This window comes from Nitrosospira sp. Nsp13, from assembly GCF_900101945.1.
In the GTDB taxonomy this organism is placed as follows: Bacteria; Pseudomonadota; Gammaproteobacteria; order Burkholderiales; family Nitrosomonadaceae; genus Nitrosospira; species Nitrosospira multiformis_D.
On the sequence record NZ_FMVD01000001.1, the window covers coordinates 215,051 to 226,977 of the forward strand.

The following is an 11,927-nucleotide window of genomic DNA, read 5'->3' on the forward strand; positions in this document are numbered from 1 at the left end:
AAGCGTCTGGAAATCGGCGCCGGAAGCATCGGGCCGATCCCTATTTCGCCCCTTTTCCGGTCAATAGAAGAATTCGGAATTCTCAACGCATGATATGCGTGAAACGAATTGCGTATGTCACCTCTAAAGAAAGTGCCAGCGCTGCCGTTATCAAGCTATTGCTATAAAAAACCATGTTATCGGGATTGGCATGCACGGCACCTACGATTACTGGCTGGTCGCACTATCGCTCGCTATGGCCATGCTTGCTTCTTATACCGCGCTTGATCTGTCAGGCCACATTTCCGTATTGACACGCCCCAGGATTCGCCATGCATGGCTCGCTGGCGGAGCAGCGGCGATGGGTATCGGCATCTGGTCAATGCATTTCATCGGGATGCTCGCCTTTTCGCTACCCATCTCGCTTGGCTACGATTTAGCGACCACCAGTTACTCACTGGTGATCGCCATACTGCTCTCCTATTTCGTACTGTATATCGTTACGCAAAAGAAACTGACACCTTTGCGTCTCATCACAGGGGGCACCCTGATGGGTTTTGGAATCTCCAGCATGCATTACACCGGTATGGCTGCCATGCAGATGCAACCAGGCATTCACCACGATCCCACGCTGTTTGTCACTTCGATTGTCATTGCCATCGCCGCGGCCAACGCCGCACTGTGGATCGCACTCAGCGACACAGAGCCGACCCGCTTGATCGCCAAGCGCATCGGCGCCGCTTTTTTGATGGGTATTGCGATTACCGGGATGCATTATACCGGGATGGCTGCCGCCCATTTCCCGCTTGATTCAGTGAGCAGCGCAGCCAACGGCATCAATTCGCAATGGCTCACCACCACGATTATCCTGCTCTCGTTCGCGTTCCTGATCGGGACGCTCATGGTGTTGCGCTTCGATGCCAGGACGAGTTTTCTTGTTGGTTCCGTATCGCAGCTCAACAGCCAGATCATCCGCCTGGCGACGTTCGATACGTTGACGAATCTGCCGAATCGCTGGACGCTCATGGAGCGGATGGAACAAGCGATTCACGCATCCAGGCATCACCAGAAGATGTTTGCCATCCTGTTCATGGATCTCGACGGGTTCAAGATTATCAATGATTCACTTGGACACTCGGCTGGTGATGAAATCCTGAAAGCATTCGCACAGAGACTGCTGCATTGCGTGCGCGGTGGGGATATGGTCGTGCGGTTGGGTGGTGACGAATTCGTGGTGTTGCTCGAAAACCTCGCGTCCCCGGCTGACGCCGCGAATATGGCGGAAAGCGTGCTCAGTCGCATGCGCCAGGGCCTATGGGCCGATAACCAGCCTCTGCAGGTAATGCCAAGTATCGGCATTACCCTGTTTCCGCAAGATGGCGATACCGCCGAAGCGCTGCTGAAAAATGCGGATGCTGCGATGTACGAAGCCAAACGGGGTGGGCGCAGCACATACCGCTTTTTCGAGGCGAATATGAATGAGGCGGCCACGCGTACTTTACAGATCCAGCATGCTTTGCACGAAGCACTTGTCACCGACTATTTTTCTTTGCATTTTCAGCCGAAATTCCGTGGTGATAATGGTGAACTGACCGGTGCCGAAGTGCTGCTCCGCTTGCGTCATCCAGAGCTTGGACCTTTGCTGCCAATGGAGTTTATCCCGATCGCCGAACGTTCCGGACAGATTGTCCAGATTGGCTATTGGGTCGTACGCGAAACATGCCGGCAAATACGTCGCTGGAAGGAAAGCGGTTTGCCGGTGATCAAGGTGGCAATCAATTTGTCGCCCCGGCAATTGGAGCAGTCGGATCTAGTCGCGAGAATGCTGGATATTGTCCGATCCGAACAAGTCCCGTGCGAACAAATCATGTTTGAAATCACCGAGACCGTGGCTATGCAGGACGCACCCAAAACGACCAACATGATCCGCGAGTTCCAGGAGAATAACTTCGAAATCGCCATCGACGATTTCGGGACCGGCTATTCAAGCCTTGCCTATTTGCAACGCTTTCGCGCCAAGCAATTGAAGATAGACCGTTTCTTCACCAATGGCCTGGATGAATATGATCATGAAGGCAGCGCCATCGTTTCCGCAATTATTAAGCTTGCCCACTCCCTTGAGATGGACGTAGTGGCCGAGGGCGTTGAAACTGCTTCACAACTTGAAAAATTGAAGGGCATGATGTGTGATGAGATGCAGGGTTTCCTGCTCGGGAAGCCTTTGGCGGCGGAAGAGTTTAGTGCGCTATTGCATGGGCATAAGGGCGGGAGTTTGCTTATGTTTCAGAGGCATAGGGCAAGCGCGTAGTGAACCCATTTTGACCGGGGGCGAATGACCTCTGCGGCGCTTGGTCGATTGGAACGATTAGTTATTTGCTGATGCGGTTATCGTTCGCCAATTCATGGATCTTCAGCGTTACAACTATTGGCTTTCAAGATCCTAAAATCTTGATCCGGCAGGCTGGATGACGTTCCAGCATCAAATTCCGAGATGACGCCTTTTTCCCATTCTGTTTTCGGCATTATCCACCGGCAATTGGCTTGATAATCCGTATCACACTATGCAACGGAGCACGATCATGGCAAGCAAGGCAAATGCACCAAGTAGGGAAGATAGGGGGGCCAGAGTGGAAAAAAAATCCGGAGGCAAAAAAATGACACTTATTATCGCTTCCGCGATACTGCTGCTTGGGGCCGGGGGCGGAGGCGCAGCGTGGTATATGAGCCGGACTCAGGATGGAGCGCCGTTCCAGGCAAGGCACGAACCACCGGTTTTTGTGAATCTGGAAACATTCACGGTCAACTTGCAATCCGAACACGGTGATCAGCATCTTCAGACCAATTTGACCCTGAAAATGGAAGACTCTTCAGCGGCTGATTTGATCAAACTTCACATGCCGGAGGTGCGTAATCGCGTCCTGCTGCTGCTTTCAAGCAAGGCGGCATCACAAATCAATGGCGTTGAGGGGAAAAAAAAGCTCGCTTCCGAACTCCTCGAGGAAATAAAACAGCCATCCAGCGAGCGCAGTCCCGGGCATGCGGTTCAGAGCGTGCTTTTTACTTCGTTCGTCATTCAGTAGTTATTGATCGTGAATAACGACTTTCTTTCGAAGGAAGAAGTGGAGGCCTTGCTCAAAGGCGTCATTGGTGGCGACGGAACCGACGGGGAAAAGCCGGCCTCGGGTTTCCGTCCCTACAATCTGGCAACACAGGAGCGTATCGTGCGCGGGCGCATGCCTACGCTTGAAATCATCAATGAGCGTTTCGCACGGCTTTTGCGCCTTGGCTTGTTCAATTTTTTGCGCCGTAGTGCGAATGTGACAGTCGGCCCGGTGCGGGCAATCAAATTCAGCGAGTTCGTACGCCACCTGGTGGCACCGAGCAACCTGAATCTGGTCCATGTCAAGCCATTACGTGGTACATCGCTGTTCGTATTCGACCCGACTCTCGTGTTTCTGGTGGTGGACAACTTGTTCGGAGGCGATGGCCGTTTCCACCCTAGCTCGGAAGGCCGGGATTTCACTCAGACCGAGCAGCGCATTATTCAGCGATTGCTGAACCTGGTGTTCGACAGCTATGGCAAGTCGTGGCAACCGGTTTATCCCATCGAGTTTGAATATATACGGGCGGAAACAAACACCCAATTCGCAAACGTGGCTACACCCAACGAGGTGGTCGTAGCTACCACTTTCGAGGTCAGCATCGGTTCCGCGGTGGGAGAAATGCACATATGCATGCCGTACTCTATTCTCGAACCGATCCGGGATTTGTTATCCAGCAGCATGCAGGGAGAGTCGCTGGAGGTCGACAAACGCTGGGTGGGGCGGCTGTCAAAGCAGGTCCAGGCGGCGGAGGTAACAATGCTGGTAGACCTGGCACACGTGCAGGTCACGCTCGATCAGATACTCAATATGCAAGTGGGCGACGTCATTCCGCTGAATATTCCCGAGCTTGTCACCGCCAGCGTGGATGGAGTGCCGGTAATGGAGTGCCGCTATGGTATTTCCAACGGTCAATATGCCTTGCGCATGGAAAAGATGCTGGGCTCAGCCATTAGCGAATGATGTCCGCCGAACGCCGCAACCTGTCGAAACGACCCTTTACGAATAAATTCGAGGAACCGAACATGCCTGCCAATAGAACCAGTCCCGCCCGTATGACCGAACAGGAAGATGCCGCGGCGCCCGCCAACGCTGAAACCAATGTTGCGCCAGCCCAGATTTTTGAACAATTCGCCGATACGCGGAAAGCGGAAATCCATAACGATATCGATATGATCATGGATATCCCGGTCCAGCTGACTGTCCAGTTGGGGCGTACGAAAATCGCCATCAAGAATCTATTGCAACTGGCCCAAGGCTCGGTGGTGGAGCTGGATGGCCTGGCAGGTGAACCGATGGATGTGCTGGTCAACGGCTATCTCATCGCCCAGGGGGAAGTGGTAGTGGTTAATGAAAAATTCGGCATTCGTCTGACCGACATCATTACCCCGAGCGAGCGCATTCGTAAACTGAATCGCTGAATCCGCAAATTTATGCACATGTACTTTTTTTGAGGAAGATCGTGATCGTGATGGATTCATTGTGTTGCACCGCCCCTGTGCACCGCGCGGAGAACTGCCGGAAGAGTGACCGGACTACACCGGGGCAATGGGTTCTCGTATGGTCTTTTGGTTATTGCGCATTTCCAGCCAACGCCGCCCCGGCGGCCGCTGCTCCGGCTGCCGATGGCGGTATGCTCCAGGTCATGCTCGGCCTGGGGCTGGTACTTGCCGTGATCGCCGGCGCCGCATGGCTGCTACGGCGGTTTGGCGGTATGCCAAGAGGTCCTGCCAATGCAATCAGGGTTATCGGTGGTTCGTCCGTCGGTCAGCGCGAGCGAGTAGTGCTGGTGGAAGTTGCCGACACCTGGCTGGTAATCGGCGTTGCACCGGGTCATGTGACGGCGTTGCATAGTATGCCAAAGGGGGAGAATGTTGCAATGAATGACCCCACGGACCGTGCGGCGGGAATCGACGCGCGTTTTCCCATATGGCTCAAGCAGGTGATGGAGAAGCGGAATGAAAAATAACAAGGCTATGTCTTTCACCCGCATTGTGCTGGGAATGGCGCTGTTTGGGGCTTCATTCGTCGCGCTGGCTCAGGTGCCCGGCTTGCCCGCCTTCACCAGTACGCCGACCGCAGGCGGAGGACAAAATTACTCGCTGAGCTTGCAAACCCTGCTGTTGTTGACGGCACTTACTTTCCTGCCCGCCGTGCTGCTGATGATGACCGGCTTTACCCGTATCATCATTGTGCTTTCGCTGCTGCGCATGGCGCTCGGTACCCAGTCTTCACCACCTAATCAGGTGCTCGTCGGGCTTGCGCTGTTTCTGACTTTTTTTGTCATGGGTCCGGTATTCGACAAGATCCATACGGACGCCTACGAACCCTATACCCATAACAAGATTACGCAGGCCCAGGCGTTGGAGAAAGGTGCCGCACCGCTCAAGGCTTTCATGATGAAGCAGACCCGGGAAGCGGATTTGGCATTGTTCGTCAAACTCTCCGGTCATCCGCAGCTGAATGGACCCGAAGATGTACCGTTGCGGGTCCTGGTCCCGGCCTTTGTCACCAGCGAATTGAAAACTGCATTCCAGATCGGCTTCGCGGTGTTCATTCCCTTTCTCATTATCGATATGGTGGTGGCTTCCGTACTCATGTCCATGGGCATGATGATGGTATCGCCCGCCCTGGTAGCGCTGCCCTTCAAGCTTATGCTGTTTGTATTGGTGGACGGGTGGCATATGCTGATTGGCTCGCTGGCGGAAAGTTTCTACTAAGACGTCCGGCAGGCTGCTAGCTGTTGATAGATTATTGAATACCGGGTGCCGGCCCTAACCAACCATCTTTGTCATTGATGAATCACCAAGGAGAAAACCATGACACCTGAAAGCGTAATGACTCTGGGCCAGAAGGCTATGGAAGTGACCTTGATGGTCTCCGCACCCATGTTGCTGGTGGCGCTGGCGACCGGCCTGGTAGTGAGCATTTTTCAGGCCGCCACTCAGATCAATGAAATGACGCTATCATTCATTCCCAAGCTGGTGGCCCTGTTCGCAACCATGGTGCTGGCCGGACCCTGGATGCTTTCCGTAATGGTCGACTATATGCGGCAGGTGCTGGAGGGAATTCCCGCAATGGTGGGGTAGCGATAACCATTGCATACTGCTGAGAACCTCCGATAGATTTAAAACCTCCTTTGTAAATGATAACCTTCGGCTCCGCCGATCTTAATGCCTGGATGACGTCTTTCATATGGCCGCTGGCGCGTATCCTGGGGCTTCTGGCGGCGGCGCCGGTACTCGGAAACGCCGCGATTCCGACGCGGGTGAAAATCGGGCTGGGGGTACTTGTCACATTGATTGTCGCGCCAGCTATCGGACCACTGCCGAAGGTCGAACCGGGTTCGCTTGAAGGATTGCTGATTCTCGGCCAACAGATCATTATCGGGCTGGCGATGGGCTTTGCGGTACGCATCATATTCAGCGCGGTGGAGATGGCCGGCGAAATAGCGGGCCTGCAAATGGGATTGGGTTTTGCCACTTTTTTCAGTCCCCGCAGCGATGGCAGCACGCTGGTAGTGGGGCGGTTTCTCGGCCTGCTGGCGACGCTCGCTTTTCTCACTATGAATGGCCATCTGTTGATGTTATCGGTGCTGGCGGAGAGCTTCAACATATTTCCCATTTCCGCGGAGCCGTTCTCGGCTGGCGGCTGGAAGATGCTCGCGGGGTGGGGCGGCAAGATTTTCGAGGCGGGCCTGGGGCTTGCGCTGCCGGTGGTAACGGCATTGCTTGTCGTCAACCTGGCACTGGGTATTCTCACCCGCGCCGCACCCCAATTGAATATTTTTGCGGTGGGTTTTCCGATCACGCTGATGGTGGGAATGGTGGCATTGATGCTGTCGCTCCCTTATTTTATCCCGGTAATCGAGCGGCTGATTACGGAAGCGCTGGAAACCATGCTGGAGGTGGCTCGCGCCGCTACCGGCCACTCATCAGGCAATCCTCCTGGGGATTTGCCGTGATTGCCTCAATTTTCAGATTGAAACTCTACAATCATCGCCCAAATTGCGGATTGCTTACAAAGGGGATTGCCTCCCTCAGCAGCTTGAGGAAATAGCTATTATCAATTCCAGGAAGAAGGGATGAGTATATTCACGATTTTCCGACAAGTAATCGCTGTAGGTGCAGTTTACGATACATCATTCCAGGCGAAAGACTATCCTGATGGTGCGAACGCATCCTCTACACATGCTGATCAATATAGGTAAGCCCCCGGCTATGCCGGGGGACTCACCGGAGTTTGACCTTTACGACGGTCGGTGTGAATTTCTGATCTCTACCAAGAGAAAGAGGATGAGCACTATGATCAACTCAAACTTGGCATGTGATGCCGCCTTTAGGCGGCGCCAGTTTCTTGCCCCTTTGAGGGGTTAACAGAAATAGGCCTCCAGCTTTGCCGGAGGTAATTTGACTTGTTCTATACGCACCCATTCCAGCGTATGAACCACCTTCTCCAGCTTCGGTGTCAGCGAACCTGCTTCCAATCTCACGCTGAACCACCTGCCACCGTTGCATTACTCCTGTGCGTTGCGTAGTATCCATATCGGACGTATAGATGAAGTATTCAGGACCCCCATCTTGCCAGCAATGGCCGCCCATCTCTACCCCATCCGGCGGTTAATCCCGCTCACGCGGGGAGTTTTGCAAGAAACTCACTTGTTATTTGTCGACTTTGATCTATGAATAAACTTCAGGCTAGTTCGTCATGCTGTGGATAGTGGATCAAGGTTGTGCTCAATTCACCCTGAATTCCACTATAAGCGCGATGGCAGTATAGCCGCCAGGCGCCAAGAGAAAGACAACGAAGAAGGGCAGGATCATCAGGGAAGCTTCTTTTAAAGAACATTTGTTTTTCCTATTTTTCCAATGCATTTGTTCCACTTCCGGGGCAGGGTATTGACAGAAGGAGCAGACAATGGGTTGGGCACCGAATTGGGTTGGCATCAAGGGCGGTGTTGCGGCACCGTCGACTTCCATTACCTCGGTTGCGAGGTATCCGCGGCATCTCGATATCTTTTGCGTGGGCACCGACCACGGAGTTTACAGCGCGTGGTGGGATATCTCGACGGGATGGTCGAACTGGTTCCACGTTGCCGGCGGCGTTGCGGCGCCGGGGACGACAGTCACCGTGATCGCCCGCAATCCCGATCACCTCGATCTTTTCATTGTGGGATCGGACCACAAGATCTACAGCATCTGGTGGGACGCGAACGGCGGGTGGGCCAACGGCTGGTTCCGTGTTTCCAATCTCACCGCGGCGCCGAGGACTTCCGTCGCGGCCATCGCCCGGAATCCCAACCACCTGGACCTGTTCGTGGTGGGATCGGATCGTAAAATCTGCAGTATCTGGTGGGATGCCAACGGCGGCTGGGCGTCGAACTGGTTCGTTGTCAGCGGCGGTGTCGCCGCAGGCGGGACATCAATCACGGCGGTGACCCGCAACCCCAACCATATCGACCTTTTTGCGGTCGGGTCCAATCATGGCATCTTAAGCACCTGGTGGGATGCCAGCACGGGCTGGGCAAGCTGGTTCCAGGTTGCGGACGGGTTCGCCGCCGCGGGCAGTTCGGTTGCGGCCGTGGCGCGTTATCCGACCCACCTGGACCTTTTCGCCGTCGGCATGGACCATAGAATCTACAGCATCTGGTGGGACGCCAATGGCGGCTGGGCCCAGGACTGGTTTGTGGTGGCGGGCGGCACAGCGGCTCCCGACACGTCCATCAGCGTCGTGTCGCGCTATCCCGATCACCTCGATGTCTTCGCCGTGGGCACGAACCACGGTGTCTTCAGCATCTGGTGGGACGCCAGCACCGGCTGGGGCTCCTGGTTCCAGATCGCCGCAGGCGCCGTCGCGCCGGACAGCCCGCTCAATGCACGGAGTCCCTGGGACCGGCACGGTATGATTCGGGGTTTGCCGGTCGTCGCGCCGGGAACCTCGATCAATGCATTGAGCCGCTATCCCGACATCCTCGATGTCTTTGTCGTGGGAGTCGATCAGCACGTCGACATACGCAATGACTTTGTCGTGGGAGCCGATCGCCACATCGATACGATCTGGTGGCTCGACCAAATCTACTTCTTCATGCAGCCCCAGCAGCAATCGAACTGGTGCTGGGCGGCAACCGCGACCAGCGTCGCCCTGTTCTACCAGCCGGGGAGCGGCTGGCAGCAGTGCGACGTGGCCAATGGCGAACTGGCACGAACCGACTGTTGCGGCGCCGGCGCGTCCGGCCCCTGCAACGTCTACGGCTTTCTCGACCAAGCACTCACGGTGGTAGGCCACTTCGACCACTGGGTGGGTGGCATCGCCACTACCACCCAGATCGAGAACGAGGTCACCTTCGCCCGTCCGCTGGGGATCCGGGTGGCCTGGTCGGGCGGCGGTGCCCACTTCCTGGTCATCAAGGGGCAATATAGCGTGGGCGGTATCGACTATGTGTCGGTTGACGATCCGATCTACGGCCGCTCGGACGTCAATTACGCGACCTTGCAGACTGCCTATAAAGGGTCGGGGACGTGGACCCACACTTACTACACCAAATACTGAGGAGTTTCCGATGGCCCTGATCGCTCCAAAACCTCCGCAACAGGCGCTGGATGCCGTGCATTCCACCTTCCTGGACTTGAGTAGGAATCGCGCCTTCAGAATCCCCGCCTTGCGCAATGCTGCCGGGCCCCTGCAGCTTGCCGAGCCGCATCAAGTGTTCACGCTCGGTCTCACCGACCTTGCGGCCGGAAAAGGCCTCGATGCGGCCAGGCCAACCGGATGGCGCTATCTCGTGCAGGAAGGTGACAATGTCCTCGCCTCCGCCGAAACGGTTGCCGGGCCCAGGGGGGAACAGGTTTTCTCCGCTCTCAACGAAGGCCGCTTCGTCGATTCGAGCGCGAAGGCGATGCGTGCGGCAAGGGACTCTCCGGAAGTGGGGCAGGGCGGCTTTGAACTGCGGCTACTCAATGTTCCCGGACTCTATGTCCTGGCTCTCTGGCTGCACGACACGCAGGGACAAGGCGATTTCCTGCAGCCCCTGGCGCCCTCCCCGGTGGAAACGCTGGCAGATAAACCGGCTCCGGCCGCCGTGCTGCTCAAGGAACTTGCCGCCAAGGCCCAGGCACCTATCGAGGCTGCCGACCGGAGCGGCGGGTAGACTGTTGAACAAAGCGCCTGCATTCAAGGCGGGTGCAACGCTCAAGGCACCACCTCAGTGTTTAACGGCCGGTGTGGCCTGACGGCGGGGAATGAAATCAGGAGATTCGCGGATGCGAGAAACGTTCGCAGTTTAGCACGCCGGTTTTAGCGAATCAGGAATTCTTTGGATAGCTGTTCAGCTAGCCGTTTAGCGTGCCACCGGAACCGGTGAATCCGAGCGTGTTCAGCCATGCCGCGATCTCCGAAGCTCGGTGATATCACCACGTCTCCAGATTGATGTAAAAAAGATCAATTTGTCCCTGGTAGTGCGTATGTTGGGTTTACCCCTTGTAGGGGGATTTTGAGAAGAGTGGCGTAGTTATTCATACGCGCGGCTGAACAAAATTTCCATACGAAACAAAAGTCCAGCAAGGGCGCGCGTCAATTTATGAAACATTCGAGTTAACATTGATCTTTCGCAAATTGATGCTAAAGTTAATAGCACATTTCGTAAATAGGTGAAGTAAGAGGCAAACTGTGCGAGCAGCCTCCGCCATTACGCCACTTTTTCTTCGCTGTAATCGCCAGGAGCCGCATGATGCCAAAACTCGACCATGCCACTTTCATTAATCGTTTAAAGGGCAAATCCATCGACGCCGCCGCGCTGCGGAGTGCTTACCCGGATTTGAACGTGAGGACCATCGCCGCTAATGGCGTTATCACAGGCACGGCACAGAATCTCGAGAAATTGTGGGAAATCATCGATAACTACGATCACGATGGCAACGTCAACACCATCTCCGATGCTCCAGCCTTGTCCATAGCGAAGTGGTTATTTGACGAGGCGGGGCACGCAGCGCCTTCTGGCAGCGAAATGGAGAATTGGAGGAAGGTGGCTGAATTGGGCGACATGAGCATCACAACCAACAGCAATGCCCATAGATCCGCTATCGACAGCACGGGCATTGGCCTCTACTACGGGGATCATTCGCCTTTCCGTGAAAATATCCTGAGAGGGGATCGCCAGGGCCTGCAAATGCAGTTGGACGCCATGGGGGCGGGAAGCTGGCGTATGGAGTCCATCGAACCTGGATCCGTTGTTATCGAGAACACATCCGGTCAGTCTTCCCGTCTTAAGGAGAGTTCGTGTATCGGCTGGGTGATTCAGAATGCCAAGGCGGCTTATGAAGGCGCCGGCATGGGCGCGCGCTTTGCCGAGATCAACAACAGAGTGAAGGATGCCGATCTGCGCGGCACTGTTTTGTGCGAGGAACTGCAGAAAGACGGCTGGACGGCGGTCTTCTACTCGCCGCGAACCGCCGAAGATCTCTCGGATTCGGGCGAGCGCGAGAAACTGGGCGCGCTCAATATGGCAAAGGCTGGCGCACGCGTATGGAAATCGCCCATTCCTGAATCGAGCGGCGTGCGTTGCGACGCGGTTATCACCGGCTATCGCGGCATCATGCCGGACCGCAATACCGAGGCACTGCTGGAGAAGCTGGAGAATGTGCCTTTCTTCGTTGGCGTTGCCAATGGTGGCATACACACTTTCGTGGGGCACAATGGAAGCGTCTGCGATTTTCACTGGACGGCGCAGCCCGACGACCGAAATGCCATGACCGAGAACCCCATTCGCGAATGGAAGTGGGATACGGGGCTCTACATGGTGCCGCCGGGATACTGGTAAAACTTCACAGTCCGGATGCGTGGGTTTCTTTT

11 protein-coding genes and 1 pseudogene are annotated in these 11,927 nt (G+C 55.4%); 11 read left to right on the plus strand and 1 reads right to left on the minus strand.

Annotated features, from left to right (window positions below; genetic code table 11):
* Positions 1 to 190 precede the first annotated feature (190 nt).
* The 8 genes from BLO43_RS01025 (at position 191) to fliR (ending at position 7,044) form a co-directional block, all read left to right on the plus strand.
* Positions 191 to 2,287: a putative bifunctional diguanylate cyclase/phosphodiesterase gene (locus tag BLO43_RS01025; protein ID WP_090905201.1), complete on the plus strand. Its 2,097-nt coding sequence runs from the start codon at positions 191 to 193 to the stop codon at positions 2,285 to 2,287.
* A gap of 346 nt (positions 2,288 to 2,633) precedes the next feature.
* Positions 2,634 to 3,059 carry a flagellar basal body-associated protein FliL gene (fliL, locus tag BLO43_RS01030; protein ID WP_254773260.1) on the plus strand — a complete coding sequence of 142 codons (426 nt, stop codon included), beginning with the start codon at positions 2,634 to 2,636 and terminating at the stop codon, positions 3,057 to 3,059.
* A gap of 9 nt (positions 3,060 to 3,068) precedes the next feature.
* On the plus strand, positions 3,069 to 4,043 hold the full coding sequence (gene fliM / locus BLO43_RS01035) for a flagellar motor switch protein FliM (protein ID WP_074632086.1): 975 nt from the start codon (positions 3,069 to 3,071) through the stop codon (positions 4,041 to 4,043).
* Positions 4,044 to 4,105: 62 nt separating this feature from the next.
* Positions 4,106 to 4,501, plus strand: coding sequence for a flagellar motor switch protein FliN (fliN, locus tag BLO43_RS01040; RefSeq protein ID WP_090905818.1), 396 nt, complete (start codon positions 4,106 to 4,108; stop codon positions 4,499 to 4,501).
* A 50-nt stretch (positions 4,502 to 4,551) separates the two neighbouring features.
* A complete protein-coding gene (fliO, locus tag BLO43_RS01045) occupies positions 4,552 to 5,049 on the plus strand; it encodes a flagellar biosynthetic protein FliO (RefSeq protein WP_090905206.1) in 498 nt (165 codons plus the stop codon).
* The gene (gene fliP, locus BLO43_RS01050) at positions 5,039 to 5,800 is read left to right on the plus strand and encodes a flagellar type III secretion system pore protein FliP (protein ID WP_090905208.1); all 762 of its coding nucleotides are present in this window, start codon (positions 5,039 to 5,041) and stop codon (positions 5,798 to 5,800) included. The genes fliO and fliP overlap by 11 nt, the downstream gene beginning before the upstream one ends.
* Before the next feature lie 99 nt (positions 5,801 to 5,899).
* Positions 5,900 to 6,169: a flagellar biosynthesis protein FliQ gene (gene fliQ / locus BLO43_RS01055; protein WP_004178655.1), complete on the plus strand. Its 270-nt coding sequence runs from the start codon at positions 5,900 to 5,902 to the stop codon at positions 6,167 to 6,169.
* A gap of 56 nt (positions 6,170 to 6,225) precedes the next feature.
* Positions 6,226 to 7,044, plus strand: a complete 819-nt coding sequence (fliR, locus tag BLO43_RS01060) for a flagellar biosynthetic protein FliR (RefSeq protein ID WP_090905210.1) — start codon at positions 6,226 to 6,228, stop codon at positions 7,042 to 7,044.
* 450 nt (positions 7,045 to 7,494) lie between these two features.
* Here fliR and BLO43_RS16275 read toward each other — a convergent pair.
* Positions 7,495 to 7,624 (minus strand): annotated as a pseudogene (locus BLO43_RS16275) (IS5/IS1182 family transposase); the annotation flags it as partial.
* Between the two features lie 373 nt (positions 7,625 to 7,997).
* On the opposite strand from BLO43_RS16275, the gene BLO43_RS01070 reads away from it, so the two are divergent.
* The 3 genes from BLO43_RS01070 (at position 7,998) to BLO43_RS01080 (ending at position 11,895) form a co-directional block, all read left to right on the plus strand.
* Positions 7,998 to 9,629, plus strand: a complete 1,632-nt coding sequence (locus tag BLO43_RS01070) for a DUF8189 domain-containing protein (RefSeq protein WP_090905214.1) — start codon at positions 7,998 to 8,000, stop codon at positions 9,627 to 9,629.
* 76 nt (positions 9,630 to 9,705) lie between these two features.
* Positions 9,706 to 10,227: a hypothetical protein gene (locus tag BLO43_RS01075; protein ID WP_139149205.1), complete on the plus strand. Its 522-nt coding sequence runs from the start codon at positions 9,706 to 9,708 to the stop codon at positions 10,225 to 10,227.
* Between the two features lie 576 nt (positions 10,228 to 10,803).
* Entirely contained in the window at positions 10,804 to 11,895 is a 1,092-nt protein-coding gene (locus tag BLO43_RS01080; RefSeq protein ID WP_139149206.1) for a hypothetical protein, read from the plus strand.
* The last annotated feature ends 32 nt before the right edge of the window (positions 11,896 to 11,927 follow it).